The sequence below is a fragment of the Campylobacter sp. 110 genome (genome assembly GCF_002383965.1).
Lineage (GTDB): Bacteria > Campylobacterota > Campylobacteria > Campylobacterales > Campylobacteraceae > Campylobacter_D > Campylobacter_D coli.
Map to the genome: position 1 here is coordinate 46,816 of NZ_NXBD01000021.1, position 20,799 is coordinate 67,614.

The following is a 20,799-nucleotide window of genomic DNA, read 5'->3' on the forward strand; positions in this document are numbered from 1 at the left end:
TTACTCCATAAATCTTTTAAACAATCTTTCATTTTGTGCCCTTAGCTCCTCATAATTTCCACAAAAGGCAACTTTTTTATCTTCTAAGATGATAAAACGCTCGAGCAGATTTTTCATACTTTCTTTATCGTGTGTTACTAAAACAATATTAAGATCAAAGCTTTGTTTGAGTTCTAGTATCAAATCATCAAATTCACGACTGCTATGCGGATCAAGTCCAGAAGTTGGTTCATCTAAAAAAAGTAATTTGCTATCAAGAGCCAAAGCCCTAGCGATGGCAACTCTTTTTTGCATACCACCGCTTAGCTCACTTGGAAGCTGCTTTAAAACACTTTCATTTAATCCGACCATTTTAAGTTTCATCAACACCAGTTCTTTTATAGCTATGGGATCTAAATTTGTATATTCTTTAAGAGGGATAGCTATATTTTCATAAACACTAAAAAAGCTAAAAAGTGCAGAAAACTGAAATACTACACCCCATTTTTTACGCAGTGCTAAGGCATCTTCTTCGCTAATATTTTTTAGCTTAAAGCCCAAAATTTCATATTCTCCCTCATCAAAATGCTCAAGCATTAACATTTGTTTTAAGAGTACGGACTTACCACTTCCACTTCCTCCTAAAATCCCAAAAATTTCATTTTTATTGATTTCGAAACTTACTCCATCGTGGACAACTTTATTTCCAAATCGGGTGATGATATTTTGCGCTTTTATAATCATTTAAACTTCCATTATAGTTAAAACCACAGAAAATAAAGCATCAAATGCTATTACCCAAAATATAGCATTTACAACGCTTTTTGTTGTATAAATTCCTATACTTTGTGTAGTGTTTTTTACCTCAAAACCACGAAAACAAGCAATAAGTCCTATTAAAAAACCAAAAATAGGAGCTTTTGCAAGCCCTATGATGATATGTTTCATTTCCACAGCTTCCCTAAAGCGCCTTAAAAATTCTCCAAAGGATATATCAAGATTTATTTTTGCTACTACCATTCCTCCTAATATGCTGATTGCATCGCTTAAGGCAACGATTAAAGGCATGGCAATAACTAAAGCCATGACCCGCGGGATGATGATGAATTCAAAAGAGCGAAAGCCCATGGTATTCATAGCATTGATCTCATCTGTGATTTTCATGACCCCAATTTGTGCCGTATAAGAGCTTGCACTTCTACCTGCTATGACTATCGCGGCAATTAAAGGAGCAAGTTCTCTAGTGGCTGAAATTCCTACTAAATCTACTATGAAAATATTAGCTCCAAATTGTGCAAGCTGATAAGCAGCTTGATATGCAAGCACAACCCCGACTAAAAGAGCGGTTAAAATAACAATAGGTAAGGCTTTAAAAGCTGAATTTTCAATATGATATAAAAAAGATATAAAGCGGAAATTTTTAGGATTTTTTATACATAAAAAAAGACTGGTAAAAAAAGCACCTGTAAAGCTGATAAATTTTTGCAAAATCTTTAAAAGATCAAAACTTAAAATTCCTAAAGAAATAAAAAAGTCTGTAAAATTGAATTTTTTCTCTTGTTTTTCATTAATTCTTTGATAGTTTTTTTCACAAAGCTCAAAAAGGCTTTTAAAGCGTGTGTTTAATCCCTGTCTTAAAATCAAGATATCGTTTTTTTTCAAATCATGCTCTAGAGCAAGAAAAAATCTCACTCCAGCCATATCGATTTCATTTAATTGACTAAAATCAAAAATACAATTTGTTTGAGAAATTTGGCTCAATAGATCTTTGATTTTAATCTTAGACACACTCGTTTTATCCCAAATTCCAAAAATAAAAACTTTATTTTCTTCTTTTTGAAATTTGAAATTTGCACCCATATTTACTTATTAAGAATGAAATTTAAAATTTGTGGAGTGCTAAAACCAAAATGCTCAAATACATCTTTATCTTTACCACTTTCTCCAAAACTTTCTATGCCATAAACCCTATCGCAAAATTTATAAAGTTCATTAGAATGTGCTGCTTCAACCCCTATAACTTCACCCTGTAAAAGCCTATCTTTATAAGCTTTATCTTGCTTTTCAAAGAGTTCAAAGCAAGGCATGGAGATTACATTACAAGCAAAGCCTTGTTTTTCTAATTCATTTGCACTTTCTAAGCAAAGAGAAACCTCACTTCCGCTTGCTAAAAGCGTAAATTTAGCATCTTTACTTTCTTTAAGTAAATACGCCCCGTTTTTTACATCACCAAAAACAGGTTCATTTAAAGCCTTAAGTTTTTGGCGTGAAAGCACAAAAGCACTCGGAATATCAGCATTTAGGGCTATTTGCCAAGCTTTGACATTTTCCACCCCATCAGCAGGTCTAAAGGTTAAAAAATTTGGCATAGCTCTAAAAGTGCTAAGTTGTTCTATAGGTTGGTGTGTTGGTCCATCTTCGCCAACGCCTATGCTATCATGTGTGAAAATGAAAAAATGTTTGATTTTCATTAAAGCTGCTATCCTAGCTGCAGGTTTTAAGTACTCGCTAAAGATGAAAAAAGTTGCCGAAAATGGTAAGAAAATTCCATATCTTGCAAAAGCATTGTTAATCGCTGCCATAGCGTGTTCTCTGATACCAAAATGGATATTTTTACCTTCTACAAAGTCTCCCATACTGTGAAGTTCTGTTTTATTCGAAGGGCCTAAGTCCGCACTTCCACCTAAAAATCCTTCTAAATTTTTAGCTAAAACATTTAAAATTTCACCATTACTATCTCTTGTAGCAAGATCTTTTCCTTTAAAATCAGGATAAGCTATTTTGTTAAAATCAGGATTTAATAACCTTTCTAAAAGTTCTTTTTTAGCACTTTTTTCAAGCTTATCTTTCCATTTTGCTTCTTCTAAATCCCCAAGTTCTACAGCACTTTCAAAGCGGATTTTGCTTGCTTGTGGGATATGAAAACTGATATTTGGATCAAAACCTGCTTGTTCTTTGGCTTTTTTAATCACTTCTTCGCCCAAAGGTGCGCCGTGGCTTTTGTGACTTCCTTCAAGCTCTCCTGCGCCTTTTGCTATGGTTGTTTTTGCGATGATAAGACAAGGTTTTGTGGATTTTTTAGCTTGTTCTAAGGCTTTATTGATTTCTTCATAATCGTGTCCATTGATACTTAAAACTTCAAAACCTTGCGACTCAAAACGCATTTTTACATCTTCATTAAAGGCTAAGCTTACATCTCCTTCGATAGAAATTTCATTGCTATCATAGATGATGATTAAATTATCAAGCTTATGAAGCCCTGCTAAAGAACACGCTTCATAAGAAATTCCTTCTTGTAAATCCCCATCTCCACAAAGACAATAAACCTTGTGATTGATTAATTCTTTTCCTAGTAAGTTTTGAGCTTTTTTAGCTGCCATAGCAAAGCCTACAGCATTGGCAACGCCTTGTCCTAAAGGGCCTGTAGCGATTTCTACTCCAAGAGTTGAAATTTCAGGATGGCCTGGAGTTTTTGAATGAAGTTGGCGGAAATTTTTAAGATCTTCTAAACTTAAATCATATCCACTTAAATGCAAAAAGCTATAAAGCAAAGCACTGGCATGTCCGCCTGAAAACACAAGCCTATCGCGGTTTAGCCAAGTTGGATTTTTGGGATTATGAGAAAGATGATAACTTAAAACCGTTAAAATATCAGCCATTCCTAAAGGTGCACCCGGGTGACCTGAATTAGCCTTTTGCACCATATCTGCACTTAAAAATCTTAAAGTATTTGCCTGTTCTTGTAAAATTTGAATGTCCATTGTTTGCCTTTATAAGTATTGAATTATTAAATTTTGTATCATTTGTGCGAGTTTTTCATTGAGTTTTTCTAAGTCTTGTTCGCATTCACTAAGAAGATTTTCTTTTGTTTTTATAGCTTGTTCAAGTCCAAGCAAATTGACAAAAGAATTTTTATGAGTATCGTTATTAGCAGGCTTTCCGCTTTGTTCTTGACTTGTAGTTACATCGATAATATCATCATTGATTTGAAAAATCAGTCCTAATTTCAAACCAAGTTTGTAAATTTGATTGCTTTCTTCGTTATTAAGTTCGCAAATTTCACAACCCATTTTTAAAGCTGCGGCGATTAATCTTGCGGTTTTATGTGTATGCAACAACTCAAGTTCATTTAAACTCAGTCTTTTGTCTTCAAAAAAACAATCAATAGCTTGTCCTATAACCATTCCATTAAGTCCTGCATTAAAAGCAAGGGTTTTGATGAGTTTGATTTTGATTTCATCTTTTAAATGAGCATGACTTAGAACTAAAAAAGCTTCAGTATTTAAAGCATCGCCCACTAAGATGGCTGTAGTTTCATCGTAGCTTTTGTGTAAGGTTGGAATTCCTCGTCTAAAGTCCGCATTATCCATAGCGGGTAAATCATCGTGTATGAGTGAATAAGTATGGATAAACTCCAAAGCTAAAGCCACATCTAAAGCTTGATTTAAAAGTTCAGGTTTATTGCTTTGTACTACGCTTAAAAGCAATTGTGCGCGAAAATGCTTTCCCCCCGCTTTTAACATAAGTGCTAAAGCTTCATTAAAAAAAGGATGAAAGCTTTCAACTTTAGGTAGATTTTTTTCTAAGTGATGGATAAAAAGTTCTTTTAAATTCACTTAGTAAGCCTTATGAAAAATTGAAATTTACCATCGCCACCTGAGTTGGCATTTCCGCCTAGTTCATTGTTGAAATTTGATAAAGGTAATTTAGTACTTTTGCGTTCAATTAAGATGCTAAAGTCATTACCAGCACTTAAAATATTTTGTAATTCTTTAAAATTATTTAAAATAATATTATTAACGCGTAAAATTTTATCTCCTACCATAAATCCTGCATTTGATGCTTTTGATTTTGGATCTATTTTGGTTACAACAAGACTAGTATTAACCGTTAAACCAAGATTGCTTGTGAAATTTGTAATTTTTGGTTTTGGTTTAGAATCAGGAAGGTTAAATTTGCTCAAATCTTTTGCAAAAACTTCAGTAGAAATATTTAAATCCATATTATCACGCAACACTTGAAAATAAAGAGTGCTTCCGCGATCTGCAAAAAGAATTTTTTCATTGAGTTTTCTTAAATCATTGGCGGGTAAGCCATCAACACTTATAACTTGATCATTGATTAAAAATTGTGGATTTTTTCTTACATTGTTAACATAAATTTTATTTTCTCGAACAACAAAATCAACGCCAATATCTCCCCAATAAACATCATTATATTTCATAAAATGTTTTAAATAGCGATTGCCTATAAAAGAGCTATTATTTAAAGCAATCCCCATCATTTCACAGCATGGAGTCCCTAAAAGTCCTATTTTAGAATTAAAATCAAGTTGATCTTTTTCGTCAATATTTTGAGCTAAATACTTAATATGCCCTATATAAGGTTTATTAGGATCCCAAATTCCAACCCAATCATTACGAGTAAGTTTTTCTTCATCACCCATAGGAGTAGGGATTAGGCTAAAGTCAGTTCTTACAAGATATAAATTTAAAAATGGATCGTATTTTACATATTTGTTAAGCTTAGCATTAGGCTGTTTTAACACAGCAAGTAAATTTTCACTGAGTGCAAAAGCTGGCATTCCTTCATAGTTGAGCATGCTTGCCTTATTTCTTTCATAACCTGCTAAAAAATCTTCAAATTTAGGTCTTTCTATACCAAAAGACAAAGTAAAAAGCATGCAAATAATTAAAATTTTTTTCATAATTTTATACCTCCAAAACCGCCTAAAACATCATTCGCCATACTTGAACGATTTTGCGCAACCATAGCCAAAACATCATTAATTGCAGAAATAAGTAAAATTTGCAAGGATTCTTTATCTTCAAGTAAAGAATCATCAATGCTAATATCGATAATTTCACCCTTTCCATTGGCACTTACTTTAACAAGTCCTGCTCCACTTTTGGCGCTAAATTCACGATTTGCAAGTTCTAGTTCTATATTTTTTGCTTTTTCTTGAACTTGATTTAAAAGTTCTCCCATTTTAGAAAAATCCATATTTTCAAACATTGATTATCCTTGATTTTTTAAAATTTCATTAACAACTACTTTATCACTAAAAGGATATTTTATCCCTTTAATTTCTTGAGTAGTTTCATCACCTTTGCCTAAAATAACGACTAAATCGTCATTTTCTTTTAGTTCTAAAGCTTTTTTTATAGCTTCTTTTCTATCTTCTAACATTAAAACTTTTTCTTTTTTAGTAAAGCCTGATAAAATTTCTTCCATGATGGTTTTTGGTTCTTCACTGCGTGGATTGTCACTTGTAATGATAGCAATTTTTGCAAAATGTTCGACGATTTTTCCCATTAAAGGGCGTTTGGTTTTATCTCTATCTCCACCTGCTCCAAAAACAACGATGAGTTTTTTATTTTTAAGAGTGTCAAGCACTTTTTCAATGCCATCAGGCGTATGAGCAAAATCTACAATCACGCCTTTTGCTACTTGTTCTATCCTGCCACAAACCCCGCCAAATCCACTGATAGCTTTTTCCAAGTCTTTTAAATCAGGCTTTACGAGTTCATTCACACAAGCACTAGCAACTAGAAGATTGTAAAGATTAAAAAGTCCTAGCAAGGGCGAGTCTATGTGAAAAGTTTGATTTTTATTTGTTACAATAGCACTAATGCCTTCTTCTAAAGAATAAGCTTTGATTTGATATAAAGCAGGATTTTCTATGCCATAAGTAAAAGCATTACGCACATTAAATTTAATAGCCAAAGCATCTTTGTTGATAAATTTTAAACTCTCATCGGTAAAAAAAAGTTCTTTTGCTTCTTTATAATTTTCAAAAGTACCGTGAAAATCTAAATGATCTTGAGTAATGTTAGTAAAAATTTTAGCAGCAAAATTTAAGCCTTCGATGCGGTTTTGAATTAAGGCGTGTGAGCTTACTTCCATGATGAAAAAATCACATTTTTTTTGAGTGGCTATTTGTAGGTATTCTAAGGTTTTAAGAATAGGGGAGGTGGTTAAGGATTTTTCATCGATTTGCTCATCGTTGATAAAAGCTCCTCTTGTCCCACAAAGCCCACACTTATAACCTAAATCCAATAAGATAGAATAAATCGCTGCTGCGGTTGTGGTTTTGCCATTGGTTCCTGTGATTCCTATGATTTGAATCTTTTCATCGATTTTTAAAAGTTTTTTACACTCATTTACATCAATGATTTTTGCACCTTTTTCTAAGGCTTGAGCGTGAAATTTAGCATTTTGTGTGGTTTGCAAAAAAAAGCATTCTTTTTCACACTCTAAGGTGTTATCTGTAATGAATGAATTTTCAAGTTTTAATTTCACTTTTAAATCCCATGAGTTTTTCTTGGAGTTTGATAAATCTATCATTTGCCCAAAAGTGCGGCATAACGCTTTCTATATAGTTTAAAGTCATATCTTTATAGCCATTATCAAGTAATTTTTCCAAAAAATCTAAAAAATCATCACGATTATCAATGACTAATTTTGTGCTATGTATAATATTTTCAAAACTCTTTTTAAAGCCGATTTGCTCTTCACTTTTTAGAAAATCTTTGTAGTTTAAAGTATGAGCTTCTTGAATTTCATTTTCTGTTTCATCGGTACTTTTTTCATTTTTAAGCTCTATAGTGCTTAAAATTTCTTCTAAATCTTTATCGATATTTTTAATTTGATAATGTTCTAAATAAAATTCAAAAAGTAATAACGCTTCTTTTGGGGATTTTAAAGCTAGATCACAAAGAGTGATAAAATGAAACAAGCGTTTGTTTTTGCGTTTTTCATAAGCTAAAGAAAAATATATTTTTGCTGTTTTAAAGTCTTTGCGTAAAAAATGCTCGATTCCAAGTTTTTTATAATTTTGCAAATTCGTCTGCTCCGCCATTTAAATTGATTATAGTGATTTCTGGATGAATATCAATCTTAAGTTGCCTTTCAAGACCGTATTTTAGCGTTGTTCCACTTGAAGCGCATCCTTTACAAGCTCCTATTAAATGGACATAAACGATCCCATTTTTAATTCCTAAAAATTCAAGCCCTCCGCCATCACGTTCAAGCATAGGCAAGCTCTTTTCTAAACTTGCTTTAACAGGATTTATAAGCTCTTCATCACTAAAAGGCATCATAATTTATCCTTCAAAATTTTTATATACTTTAGCGTGATTGTGTTTAAAAAAAGGTAAATTAAGGCTTGAAATTTAAATAAATTAAAAAGGTTCGTCATTATTTTGTATGCTAAATCCTAAATCATAAGCTGTAAAGTTTTTGTTACCAAAAATTCCATTTAAGTTTCTAAATGATTGTTGGAGAATTTCTTCGTTTTTTTCATATTTTAAGAAGCTTAAATATTCTTTTAAAAAATTATTTAATTCTTCGGTATTTAAATTTTTAATTAAAAGATTTAAATTTTTATCAATAAGTGTAAAAAGTTGTTTTTTTAATGCGAGTGTAGAATTTTTAATTTTTACATTGTTTAAAAAAGCTAAATTAACCTTACAAATACCTAACAAGAATTCGCTATAGTTTAAATTTTTTCGAATATTTTTACTTTCAAATTCTCTAATATCGCTATCTTCATAACCTTTTTTTTCTAAAATTTTATCCAATAAAATCTTATGCTTAAAACAAACACTATCACTAATTTGCTTAAAATCGTTACATATATCTGGATGCTGTTTTAAAAAAGCTATAAGTTCTAATTCTGCAATGTGAATTTTTTCTTTAGGAAAATTGTATTTATTTTGAGAAATTAAAGGGGTTTGTATGGTTTTTTTTGAATTTTGTGATAAGACAATAAATTTTTCATCCACTTTTAATAAATTTGAAACTAGACTAGTGTAAGAATTTGCCACTAAAGGTTCAAGATTAAAGGTGAATTGTTGTATAGTTTCTAAAGCTTTTTGTTTGTCAAGAGCAGAAATTATGGAATGAGTGGATATTAAGCGTCTGATATAAAATTCACCAAGCTCTATTCCTTCATCGAGTATATTATAGAGTTTTGTGCTTTCATTTTTTGCTATGAGCTCGGCAGGATCTTTTCCACCTTGCAAAATTGCCACTTTACCGTCTATTTTGTTTGTGCTTAATAAAAATGCAGATCGTGTCGCAGCTTTTAATCCTGCTTCATCATTGTCAAAACATAAAATCACTTTTGCATCATAACGGCGGATTAAGGGTAAATGATGTTCGGTTAATGCTGTTCCAAGAACTGCTACAGCATTGTTAAACCCTGCTTTATGAAAAGCTATAGCATCCATATAGCCTTCACATACTATCATTTCTTTTTTTTTGGCTATATTTTCTTTAGCTATATTAAAAGCATAAAAAATTCTACTTTTATCAAATAATATATTTTGAGGAGAATTCACATATTTTGCTGCAACATTAGGATTTAAAGTGCGTCCCCCAAAACCTACCAATAAGTCTTTATGATCATAAATTGGAAAAGTGATACGCCATATAAAACTTGCATAAAATTCATTATTTTCATCCTTTTTTAAAGCACCCACACTCATAGCATCTTCTAAAGGGATTTTTTCGTTATGAAACAATCTTATGCTGTCTTCGCTTGAGCCTGCAAAACCTAATTCAAATTTGGCTATATCTTGATCATTTAGCATTCTTTTATACAGATAATCCAAAGCTTCTTTATGGTGTTTGAGATTGGATTTAAAATAAGCATTTAAGCTAGGCAGTATAGTTCTTAATTCTTTTTTATTTTCATTTTTCTCTTTGGTGTAACTTAGAGTAAAATTACAAAGATTTGCAATTTTTTCAACCGCATCAGTAAAGCTTAATTTTTCGTAATCCATTACAAATTTAAAAGCATCTCCACCAGCTTTGCAAGCAAAACAATGATAAAAACCTTTGGTAGGATTGATATGCATAGACGGGTTTTTATCTGCATGGAAAGGACAGATACACACAAAACTAGAGCCTTGTTTTTTTACTTCTATATAATTTTCAATAATATCAACAATATTAAGTCTTTGGGATAAATTTTCTATACTTTCTTTAGTTATCATTTTAAAACCTTAAATAAAATTATACAAAGATTTAGCTATAATTTGGCATAAAATTTTTAGAGCAGGATGATGGATTTTTTCTTCGTAGAATACAGAGATCCCTTAGTGGGACTTATAATTTTAACTGTTTTAATCTTCGTTGTAGCTGTGGCAAATTATATTTGGAAAGTATTTGCGAGCAAAGATGAAGAACAAAAGCTTGAAAAATTTATTAAGAAATTTGAGATGGATAATATCCACAAAGATTTGTTAAGAAATGAGGGTTTGAGTTTTGGAAATTTGAGTTTTTTGGCCGAAATTTTTACCAAAAGTGGTGAATTTGAAAAAGCCACGCAAATTTATCTTATCGCCCTTGAAAAAAGTAAGGATAAGCAAGAGCGTGAATTTATCTTTTTTGCATTGGCAAAAGTATATTTTAAAGCAGGGTTTTTAGAGCGCGCAAAGGAAGTTTTATTGCAAGCTTTAAAAATTCGACCCAGAAATATACAAACCCTAAAGCTTTTAAAAATTGTTTATCTTAAATTAAGAAAATATAAGGAAAATTTAGAGCTTTTGGGCTGTTTGTTTGAGCTTGGAGAAAATGTGCAAGAGGAAAAAGAATTTTTAAAAGCTTTGGATTTTCTTGCTTCTAGTTTAAGTGATGAAGAAAAAAAAGAGCATATTTTAAAACTACAAATAGACAATAATCCTATGCTAGGACGCTTGGTTTTTGAAAAATATCATATTTTTTTAAATCAAGATTTTTCAAGTATTTGTGATTTGCTTTATAAAGAAAATAAAGCTTTTAATCTACAAAATAAAGAATATTTTGAATTTTTTTATGCCTTGGGTTTGATAGAGGATGAAGAGTCTAAAGATGTAAATTTTAAAAATTCTAATTTTAAAATGCTAAAAATTTTGAAAGAAAATTCCTTTAAAGCAAGGCTTGAATTTTCATATCGTTGCACAGAATGCAAAAGCGTAATGCCTTTGTTTTTTTATCATTGCCCTGTTTGTTATGAATTTAATACTTGTCAAATTATTTATGAAGTGAAAAATAATGAGACATATTGAAATTTATACTGATGGTTCTTGCCTTAAAAATCCAGGTTTTGGAGGATGGGCTTATATCTTACGCTATAATCAACATCAAAAAGAAGGTTTTGGGGCGCAAGCTAATACTACAAACAATAGAATGGAATTAAAAGCGATTATCGAAGCTTTAAAAGCCTTAAAAGAACCTTGTGAAATTTCACTTTTTACAGACTCTAATTTGATGGTTCAAAGTATTAATGAATGGCTAGAAGCTTGGATAAAAAAAGATTTTAAAGGTAAAAAAAATGTAGATTTATGGAAAGAATATATCGATGTGGCAAAACCTCATAAGATAAAAGCTTATTGGATAAAAGCACATAATGGGCATTTAGAAAATGAAAGGTGTGATACTTTAGCACGCGAAGCCGCTTTAAAAATTGCAAGGGAAAATGATGAAAAATATTGAATTATTAGAACAAAAATTAGCCTATAAGTTCAAAGATAAAGATCTTTTAATCCATGCTCTAACTCATAAAAGTTTTAAAAAACCTTACAATAATGAGCGTTTGGAATTCTTAGGCGATGCGGTGCTTGATTTAGTCGTGGGCGAATATCTTTTTCATAAATTTGCTAAAGACGCTGAGGGGGATTTGTCAAAATTAAGAGCGGCTTTGGTCAATGAAAAATCTTTTGCAAAGATCGCAAATAGTTTAAATTTGGGCGATTTTATTTTTATGAGCGCGGCTGAAGAAAACAATGGAGGTAAAGAAAAGCCTTCTATACTTTCTGATGCCTTAGAGGCGATTATGGGGGCTATACATTTAGAAGCGGGATTTGATTTTGCAAGAAATATCGCTTTAAAGCTTATAGAAAAAAACTTCCCACAAATTGATGCAAAAAATCTCATTAAAGATTATAAAACAAAACTGCAAGAAATTACACAAGCAAAATTAGGACAAACCCCACAATACGAAACCGTGCGTGCTTTTGGCCCTGATCATTTAAAGCAATTTGAAATTGCTTTAATGCTTGATGGTAAAGAACTTGCAAGAGCTATTGCAGGAAGCAAAAAAGAAGCACAGCAAATGGCAGCAAAAATTACACTTGAAAAATTAGGAGCTTTATAGTGAATACTTTTGGTACAAGATTAAAATTTACAAGTTTTGGAGAATCCCACGGAGTGGCAGTGGGTTGCGTGATTGATGGAATGCCTGCAGGGGTTAAATTTGATGAAGAGTTTTTGCAAAGCGAACTTGATAAACGCAAGGGTGGGAGCAAATTTGCAACTCCAAGAAAAGAAGGCGATAAAGCTCAGGTTTTAAGCGGGGTTTTTGAAGGATATACAACGGGTCATCCCATAGCTATAGTGGTTTTTAATGAAAATGCCCATTCTAAGGATTATGATAATTTAAAAGATCTATTTCGTCCCGCTCATGCGGATTTTACTTATTTTTATAAATATGGCATAAGAGATCATAGGGGTGGGGGTAGATCAAGTGCTAGGGAAAGTGTTGCTAGAGTGGCTGGTGGTGCAGTTGCAGCGATGCTTTTGCGTGAATTTGGTATTTGTGTTCAAAGTGGTGTTTTTGGGGTAGGAAGATTTGTTTCAAATTTAAAAGAGGAAGAATTGGATTTTGAATTTGCAAAACAAAGTGAGATTTTTTGCTTAGATCCTAATTTAGAAGATGAATTTAAAAAAGAAATTTTAAGCGCTAGAAACTCAAAAGATAGTGTGGGTGCTTCTGTTTATACTAGAGCTAAGGGAATGCTTGTAGGACTTGGAGAAGTGCTTTATGATAAATTAGATTCTAAATTGGCTCATGCCTTAATGGGGATTAATGCTGTAAAAGCTGTTGAGATAGGCGAGGGGATTAATGCGAGTAAAATGCGAGGCTCGCAAAATAATGATGCTTTAAAAGGGGGTGAATTTTTAAGTAATCATAGCGGAGGAATTTTAGGAGGAATTTCAAATGGAGAAAATCTTATTTTAAAAACTTATTTTAAACCTACTCCTTCTATTTTTTCCAAGCAAGAAAGTATAGATAAATTTGGCAATAATTTGGAATTTGAACTCAAAGGTAGGCATGATCCTTGTGTAGGTGTTAGAGGAAGTGTTGTAGCTAGTGCTATGGTGCGTTTAGTTTTGGCTGATTGTTTGCTTTTGAATGCGAGTGCGAATTTAAACAATTTAAAAAATGCTTATGGGATAAAAAAATGATAAAGCCCATTTTTGGGCTTTAATTTGCAATATTTTGAAAAGATTTAACTCCATATCGTCTCTTTTATAAATTTTTTAACACTTAATCTTTATATTTTTTATACATTTTGATAAGTTTAAAAAAACAAATTAATATTATTTTTATTTTAAGTGTGTAAAAAAGGAATTTTTATTTAGGATTTTTTTAGTATTAATTAAAAATATTGATAAAAATTACTATTTTAATATTAAAATGGTTAAAGATATTACAAGGAGGGATTGATGGAATTTAATAAAAAGAAAATTGTTCGTTTATCGTTGAATTTAACACTTCTTGGTGCTTTATTTCCTTGCGTATTGTTCTCAGCAGACTTGCGTCAAAGAAATGGTAATGTTATTGTTTCAAGAACAACAGATCTTACGCAATCAAGCAATAAAACTGATGTAATTAATATCAAAAACCCAAATCAAAATGGAGTATCACACAATCAATTTGATGAATTCAGTGTCTAAGATGGAGTAATTTTTAATAATAGTTTAAAAGATGGAAATTCTCAAATTGGAGGATAGGTAGGGAAAAATCCAAATTTAAAACAAAATGCCAATACTATTATAAATGAAATTTCAAGTAAGCAAGCTTCTAATATCAATGGCGCTGTTGAGGTATTTGGAAAAAGTGCTAATTTAATTTTTGCTAATGAAAATGGTTTTAGTGTAAATGGAGCAGCTTTTTTAAATACCTAAAGGGGTTACACTTAGCACAGGCAAATTCAATGGAGATTTTACAGAAGTAACAAGCAATGGTAGGGTAGCCATTGGAGAAAAGGGGGTAATGGTTGATGGGGATTATTTTAATGTAATCAGCCGTGGGATTGACCTTGCAGGTAGTATTGCCCACTATCAAAGTGGTAAAAATTTATCCGATATTAATTTTATAGCTGGGCTTAATAAGGTCGATTTAAGTACTTCAAATGCTCCAAAAATTATTGCTTCAAAACAAAAAGATGAAAAAATTGATTATGGTATTGATGGGAAATATTTAGGATCTATGTATGCAAATACAGTTACTCTTATTAGCACAGAAGAGGGTGTTGGTGTAAGACATAGTGGAGTAATACGCGGAATTGAAGATGTTATAGTAAAAGTAAAAGATAAGGCTGAATTTCAAGCTATAGGTGTAAATACAAATGGAAGTGTTAAGATAGACGCTAAAGACATTAAAACCTCTTTAATCAATGCAGATACAATTGATTTAAAAGCAAGTGGAAAAGTTACAAATGAAGGACTTTATAAAGGCAAGCAAATTCAAATCAATGCCAATAATTTTGAAAATGCAAAGCAAACAAATTTGAGCCAAGAAACAAAAGATATTTTTAAGATAAATCAAGAAAATTCAAGTATTTTTGCAGACAGTTTAACTTTAAATACTTTAGATAAAACTAGCAATTTTGTATTTATCAATGCTTTAAATGATATTAAAGTGGGTACAAATTCTTTTGACAATCAAGGAGAAATTTCAGCAAATAAAGATATAAGCTTAATGCTTAATGATGATGCTTTTATTAATAATGGCAAAATTTTAAGCCAAAATGATATTCAAATACAAGCTAATAAAGATTTAACTTTAAATCATGGAAATTTATACGCACAAAATTTGCTTCATATAAAAAGCTTGAATGATTTAAATATCAATTCAAAACTCGAAAATACTTCTTCAATAGAGCTTGATGCGAAAAATATTTATGTTAAAAACCTTGTTGCTAGTGAAAAAGAATTAAATCTTCATGCAGATGAAAATCTTGTAAATGATGCTTATTTATTTTCAAATGGCGATCTTAGAGCCCAAGCTACAAGATTTACAAATAATTCTACTTTTAATAGCTTAAATAATTTGTATTTAAATGCCCATACGATTCATAATAATGCTTTAATTTTTGCAGACGAAGATATCAATATCGAGGCAAATATTTTAAATAATAATGCAAATTTAACAGGCACGCTTGAGACTTCGACTGAGTATTCTCAAGGTTTTGGTCAAGTAGGGTACGGTGATACTGCTTTTAAACGATGGAATATGGAAGTAGGTGTTACGGGTATTGTAAAATATAATAATTTATTAGACAGCAAGCAAGCTTCTATCCAAGCAGGTAAAGATATAAATATCAATACCCAATCACAAGATAATGCTAGACAAATCAACAACAGCGGAAAAATTCTTGCTCAAGGCAATATCGTATCTTTTGGAAATATAGACAATAAGTCTTTAAGCAAAGAAATTTCTGTAGGTGAAATTTTAGAGCAAATTAGAGTTAATGGATTTTTTGCTAAAGAATATCTTGGTTCTTGGAATACAAATTCAACTTATTATTTTGTAGATCATGAAAGCTTGCTTGATGCTTTGAAATATTTTTCTACCACCCAAGCAAAAAATCATCAAAGAGAATCAGCGTGGAATGCGCTTAAAGATGCAGCAGCTAAAAATTCAGCTTTAAACCAATATTTTTCTTTATTATTTGGTAGTGATTATGCTTCAAAAAGATTTGTTCCTGATCAAAAAGAATGGAATCTTGATGCAAAGATTGTTTTTAAAGCAAAATCCGAGGCTGTTATTGCTTCAAAGGGTAAATTAGATCTTAATGCTAAGGAATACAATCAAGATTTAGTCAGTTCTTTGGATAAAAATTTTGCCTTACTTGATTCGGATTTAAAAAAAGCGACAAATAGTCAAGATTTAATTTTAAATTCTATACCTGATCTTATCAATTCAGGCTTATTTACTCTTGAAAATAAAACAAATGATAATATTACTTATGAATACACTACAAATACTTCTATCATAGATGAAAGTGAGTATTTTGGATTTTTAAGTATTTTAAATCAATTTAAAAATAAAAACTTCAACGAATTTATAGTTATAGGAGATCCTTTTTTTGAAAATCAGCTTATTAATGCAATGTATGCAAACGCACTACAATCCAATACTAAATTGAGCGAAGAAGAAATTAAAAAATTACTTGAAAATGGAGCAAAATATGCCAATGAAAATGGCTTAAATTTGGGTCAAGGTTTGGCTAAAAATCAAGCTGTTGATCAAGATATGATTTTATATGTAACAATCAAACAAAACGGTAAAAATATAATGGCTCCTATGTTGTATCTTTCTAAAGAGACAATTGCAAATAATGAAATAAAATCAAATCTTGCAGGAAAAACAGGCGTAGATATTAATACGCAATCATTTAATTCTTTGTTAGGCGGCATAGCTTCAGAGGGTCAGATTAATATCAATGCTGGCAACGAGATTAATTTGCAAAGTTCTAATTTAAATGCGCAAAATATAAATTTAAGTGCCAATAATGTCAATATAGACACTGTTTTAGGTATAGATGAAAAAGGCTCTTATAATTCAATTAAAAAAGGAGAGATTAAAGCAAATAATATTGTTAATATTGATTCGGTAAATGATTTAAATATCAAAAATAGTGATATTTCTACTAGTGCGAATGATTCTAAAATTGTTCTTATATCTCAAAAGGGTGATGTAAATATCAAAAACGATTATTCTAAATCATCCTCATTTGAGCAAATTAATACAGATAGTCAAAAATCCAATACTACAACGAGTATAGATGGGGTTTTAAGCACCAATATCAAAGGAGCAAATGTAGGAATTGTTTCCAATCAAGATGTAAATATTATAGCTAGCAATATCAATGCTGATTCTAAAATAGATATCAATGCTAACAATGTTAATATTAAAGATGCACACGAGCTTAGCAAGACTAAAACCGATGGTGTGTATTTAAAACCTGTAGAGATCAGTTATGAAAGCGCTAATTTAGAAGCTTCAAAGTCAATAAGCAGTACTTTAAATTCAAAAGGTGATATTAATATTAATACCAATGGCAATATAGCAATCACAGGTTCAACTTTACAAGCGGATAAATCTGCTAATTTAAATGGAGAAAATATCACAATAGAAAATGGAGAAAATAAAATTTCAAGTTCTTCTCATTCTTCAACAAGTTCTATTGCTGGATATAAGCAAAGTTCTGTAAATACTGATGCTTCTTTGGTGTCTTCATCACAAATTCAATCCGATAATTTAAATTTAAATGCTCAAAAAAATGTAAGCATTAAAGGAAGTGAGCTTAATGGAGGCGAGATTGATATTAAGGCTGATAAGGTTGATTTTATAGCTGCGCAAAATAAAACCCATACAGAAAGCGATTCGATTGCTATTGGGGTTTTTGCTAATGCTAATTTAGAATTAACCGGAAATGGGGTTGCTTTAAGCTATAGTTTTGTGCAAGATAAAGCAAATGCTAATACCACAAATAGTTCTAATAGTATCACACAAGGTGGGGTAAGATCTGATCTTTTAGGAACTGCAGAGGCTGGTTTGGAATTTTCTAAAACGGAAAAAATAAGTGATGAGCTTTCCCATGTTTCAAATACTATTAAAGGTTCAAATATTAATATCAATGCAAATAATGCTTTAGATATAGGTGGAGCTAATTTTGAGGCTAATAAGGATATTAATTTAAGAGCAGGAGAGATTGTTAGTACTAAATATGAAGATACTAAAACACAAAGCAGTGCAGGCTTTGGCTTGTATATTAAAGAAAGAATTGAAGCTACTAGTCCCATCGCTTCTGCTATCAATCAATCGGCTCAAAATGCAGCTGCTAAGAATGAAAATTTAGGCGTAAATTATGGAATAGTAGCTTCTCAAGCTTTAGCCAATACTGCTAATATATTTAGCAACAATCTCATAAATACCACTTCTAATCAAACTCTAGGTTTTAAATTCAATCAAGATAAAAGCCAAAGTTCTAGCGAGAATATTTCTAAAATCAATGCAGGCGGTAATTTAAATTTAGAAAGTACAAAAGGAGGTATTGTTTTAAATGGAGTGGAAGCTAAGGCTAATAGCATTAATATCGAGGCAAAAGATAATGTTATCTTAAATGCTGCAAAATCTAAAAATTCTTCTTCTAGCTCTTCTTTGGAAATTGCAGCAACTAACAAGCAAACCGCAGGATATCATGCAGTTGATGGTGGAACTGTGGGTGAAGGCATTGAAGGTTTTGCAAGTGCGTCGTATTCTAAATCAAACGAAACGCAATTTACCAATGCGAATTTAAATGCTAATAATATCAATATCAACACAGGTAAAGATTTTACACTCAATGGAGCCAATGTTAAAGCTTCTAATGATGCTATTTTAAATGTAGGCGGAAATTTGGAAGTAAATTCTTTAGCTGATAGTCTTAATTCTCAAAAATATAGCGCTTTATTGAATGCATCAGGAACTGGAGGCTTATCAAGCAATCATCTTGTTACAGGAAGTGTTTCAGGCACTTTAGGTATAGGATATGCTAAAACAGATAAAACAACTGTTACAACTCAAAGTGGTATCAGTGCAGGAAATGAAATCAATGGCCATGTTAATGGAAATTTAAATTTGCAAGGGGGAATTTTAAATTCTGATAATCAAAAAGGAAATTTACTTGTTGATGGAAAAGTTACAAATTCTGAAGTAAGTGTCTATGAAAAAAGCGATGGGGCTACGATAAGATTAAGTGGCGGGACAAATCAAAGCTTTGGAGGAGTGGTTGATATAGATGATCATATTGACAAGACAGGCAGTGTAAATTCTGCAGCCAATATCAATATAAACAATAACAAAAATCATGGTATAAGTACAGATACTCAAAATACCACAGATACACAAGATCATTCTTGGGCAGGAGGTACTATAAATCTTAATTCTTCAATCTCTAAAATAAAAAATGGGATAAGCAAGGTTACTGGATCTGATTCTACTTCTAATCAACCATCAAACCAACCCTCTAAATCAGATGGACCTTATATCAATGAAAGCACACAAACTACAAGGTTATAGGTGAAATTTTTAAAAATTATTTTTTTGCTTATGAGTTTTATCTACTTATTGCAAGCAGATGACTCTGCAAAAACGCTGAATTTACTAGATAAAAGACAACAACAATTACATATACAAAAAGAATTTGATGAATTGGAAAAAAAGCAACAGCAAGAAAAGGATGTGTATTTAGAAAATCAAGATTCTGAAGATAAAATTTATATTTTCAAACAAATTCAATTTAAGAAAAACGATACGCTTACCATGCAAGCAAATAATATTTTAAAAAAATACATTAATCAGCCTTTAAGTGTTAATGATATTTATAATATGATTAAAGAGCTTACAAATTTTATCGTTGCGAAGGGCTATTCAACTTCTAGTGTAACTATTGATGGGATTGATCAAGAACGCGATATACTTTTTCTTGATTTAAAATATGGTTTTGTAGGGGAGGTATATCTTAATGGGGATAATAATACAACAAGATTAGATTTTGGTATGCCTTTAAAAAAGGGCGATAAATTCAATATTTACGATTTAGATACAGGCATAGAAAATTTAAACAATGGTGCAAGAGATGTTAAAATTGCTGTTAAAGCCAGTGAAAATTACGGTTATTCTGATATATTTATCAATCTTAAATCAAAGCCACCTGATTTGATATTGGACTTTGATAATAGTGGCTATAAGCTAAAGGAGAATATAAAGCTAGTGCCTATCTTTCTTTAAGTAATATTTTAAATCTTAACGACTCCATACGCTTTGGTTTTATCAAAGGATTGTTAAAAGATATGAGTCAAGAGCGAGAAAATGTTTATGTGGCAAATTATACCTTGCCCATACAGAGTTATCAATTGTCTTATTCTATGCAATATAGTGATAATATAAATATGATTGAGGGATATGATAATTCTTTTATAAAAAATACAGATACAAGCTTAAGACATAAAATCATGTTAAAAAAAATTTTACATCGCACAAGCAAGGATAAATTTTCAATTTATGCTAATTTAGGCATTAAAGATGATGTTAATGAGATTGATAATTTTCGTTTAGAGAGTTCAAGTGGTAGGTATTCAAGTATTGCTAGCGGGGTTGAGTATTCAACGCTGGCATTTGGTGGATTTTTGTTTTTAAATTTAGAATACGAAAAAGGAATTCCATTTTTGGGTTCTAAAAAAGATTCTAAAGATTCTTTATATAAAATCGAATTTGGGTTCTAAAAAAGATTCTAAAGATTCTTTATATAAAATCGAATTTAACAAAGTCAATTTTAATTTAAGCTATCAAAAAAGTTTTTATGCAAATGATGGCCTAGCATTTTTATATCAAAACAGCTTGGGTGCGAGTTATTCTAATGAACCCTTATTGTATGCTGATAAATTTTTAATCGGTGATGAATACACAGTTAGGGGATTTAAAGAAAGCTCTGCTGCTCTTGATTATGGAGCATATAGTAACAATACGATTTATTTGCAATTTCTAAATGCGCCTAAATATTTAAGAGTATTAGAGCCTTTTGTTGGATTGGATATGGGTTATGGTAGGGATTATCTTTTACCCAATAAAGATTTTTTAGCCGGTGTCGCCTTTGGTTTTAGATACAACTTAAATTATCTTTCTTTAAATTTAACAGCTTCTAAAGCCCTGCATAAATCTTCGAATATGCCAAGCGAAACGATTCCTATTTATCTCAGGGCTTCTGTATTTTTTTAAGT

Annotated in this window: 17 protein-coding genes and 2 pseudogenes; 9 read left to right on the forward strand and 10 right to left on the reverse strand. The window is 31.1% G+C overall.

The genetic code is table 11. The features are described 5' to 3' along the window. From BGS43_RS02610 to dnaG, 10 genes are all read right to left on the reverse strand, one after another. Window positions 1-723, reverse strand: coding sequence for an ABC transporter ATP-binding protein (locus BGS43_RS02610; RefSeq protein ID WP_057032602.1), 723 nt, complete (start codon window positions 721-723; stop codon window positions 1-3). Beyond that, window positions 724-1,839 (reverse strand): ABC transporter permease, encoded by a 1,116-nt coding sequence (locus BGS43_RS02615; RefSeq protein ID WP_025398634.1) that lies wholly within the window; start codon window positions 1,837-1,839, stop codon window positions 724-726. A 2-nt stretch (window positions 1,840-1,841) separates the two neighbouring features. Then, complete coding sequence (gene tkt, locus BGS43_RS02620) at window positions 1,842-3,740, reverse strand: transketolase (protein ID WP_057044748.1); 1,899 nt, start codon at window positions 3,738-3,740, stop codon at window positions 1,842-1,844. 9 nt (window positions 3,741-3,749) lie between these two features. Further along, window positions 3,750-4,595: a polyprenyl synthetase family protein gene (locus tag BGS43_RS02625; protein ID WP_002826398.1), complete on the reverse strand. Its 846-nt coding sequence runs from the start codon at window positions 4,593-4,595 to the stop codon at window positions 3,750-3,752. Continuing rightward, window positions 4,592-5,686, reverse strand: coding sequence for a PDZ domain-containing protein (locus tag BGS43_RS02630; RefSeq protein WP_002870243.1), 1,095 nt, complete (start codon window positions 5,684-5,686; stop codon window positions 4,592-4,594). The genes BGS43_RS02625 and BGS43_RS02630 overlap by 4 nt, the downstream gene beginning before the upstream one ends. Next, window positions 5,683-5,994 (reverse strand): YbaB/EbfC family nucleoid-associated protein, encoded by a 312-nt coding sequence (locus tag BGS43_RS02635; protein WP_025398637.1) that lies wholly within the window; start codon window positions 5,992-5,994, stop codon window positions 5,683-5,685. The genes BGS43_RS02630 and BGS43_RS02635 overlap by 4 nt, the downstream gene beginning before the upstream one ends. 3 nt (window positions 5,995-5,997) lie before the next feature. After that, the gene (locus BGS43_RS02640) at window positions 5,998-7,281 is read right to left on the reverse strand and encodes a UDP-N-acetylmuramoyl-L-alanyl-D-glutamate--2,6-diaminopimelate ligase (protein WP_096568692.1); all 1,284 of its coding nucleotides are present in this window, start codon (window positions 7,279-7,281) and stop codon (window positions 5,998-6,000) included. Next, entirely contained in the window at window positions 7,265-7,822 is a 558-nt protein-coding gene (locus tag BGS43_RS02645; protein ID WP_002826403.1) for a hypothetical protein, read from the reverse strand. The genes BGS43_RS02640 and BGS43_RS02645 overlap by 17 nt, the downstream gene beginning before the upstream one ends. Then, the gene (locus tag BGS43_RS02650) at window positions 7,809-8,081 is read right to left on the reverse strand and encodes a NifU family protein (RefSeq protein WP_002858971.1); all 273 of its coding nucleotides are present in this window, start codon (window positions 8,079-8,081) and stop codon (window positions 7,809-7,811) included. Before BGS43_RS02650 ends, BGS43_RS02645 begins: the two co-directional genes overlap by 14 nt. Window positions 8,082-8,162: 81 nt before the next feature. Then, window positions 8,163-9,980, reverse strand: a complete 1,818-nt coding sequence (gene dnaG / locus BGS43_RS02655) for a DNA primase (protein ID WP_096568695.1) — start codon at window positions 9,978-9,980, stop codon at window positions 8,163-8,165. A gap of 69 nt (window positions 9,981-10,049) precedes the next feature. Here dnaG and BGS43_RS02660 point away from each other — a divergent pair, with 69 nt between their 5' ends. The 9 genes and pseudogenes from BGS43_RS02660 to BGS43_RS09930 all read left to right on the forward strand — a co-directional run. Beyond that, window positions 10,050-11,033, forward strand: a complete 984-nt coding sequence (locus BGS43_RS02660; protein ID WP_002826407.1) for a CDC27 family protein — start codon at window positions 10,050-10,052, stop codon at window positions 11,031-11,033. Next, a complete protein-coding gene (gene rnhA, locus BGS43_RS02665) occupies window positions 11,020-11,460 on the forward strand; it encodes a ribonuclease HI (RefSeq protein ID WP_002792064.1) in 441 nt (146 codons plus the stop codon). Before BGS43_RS02660 ends, rnhA begins: the two co-directional genes overlap by 14 nt. After that, a complete protein-coding gene (rnc, locus tag BGS43_RS02670) occupies window positions 11,447-12,121 on the forward strand; it encodes a ribonuclease III (RefSeq protein ID WP_002826409.1) in 675 nt (224 codons plus the stop codon). The genes rnhA and rnc overlap by 14 nt, the downstream gene beginning before the upstream one ends. Then, window positions 12,121-13,212, forward strand: a complete 1,092-nt coding sequence (gene aroC / locus BGS43_RS02675) for a chorismate synthase (RefSeq protein WP_002822764.1) — start codon at window positions 12,121-12,123, stop codon at window positions 13,210-13,212. The genes rnc and aroC overlap by 1 nt, the downstream gene beginning before the upstream one ends. A 261-nt stretch (window positions 13,213-13,473) precedes the next feature. Then, a complete protein-coding gene (locus BGS43_RS10295) occupies window positions 13,474-13,704 on the forward strand; it encodes a hypothetical protein (RefSeq protein WP_002822768.1) in 231 nt (76 codons plus the stop codon). Window positions 13,705-13,836: 132 nt separating this feature from the next. Next, window positions 13,837-13,935, forward strand: coding sequence for a hypothetical protein (locus tag BGS43_RS10300; RefSeq protein WP_438356825.1), 99 nt, complete (start codon window positions 13,837-13,839; stop codon window positions 13,933-13,935). An 88-nt stretch (window positions 13,936-14,023) separates the two neighbouring features. Next, window positions 14,024-19,099: a hemagglutinin repeat-containing protein gene (locus tag BGS43_RS10190; RefSeq protein ID WP_308203084.1), complete on the forward strand. Its 5,076-nt coding sequence runs from the start codon at window positions 14,024-14,026 to the stop codon at window positions 19,097-19,099. Next, window positions 19,100-19,388: pseudogene (locus BGS43_RS10240) on the forward strand (hypothetical protein). After that, window positions 19,367-20,797, forward strand: a pseudogene (locus tag BGS43_RS09930) (ShlB/FhaC/HecB family hemolysin secretion/activation protein); the annotation flags it as partial. The pseudogenes BGS43_RS10240 and BGS43_RS09930, both read left to right, overlap by 22 nt. Between the last annotated feature and the right edge of the window lie 2 nt (window positions 20,798-20,799).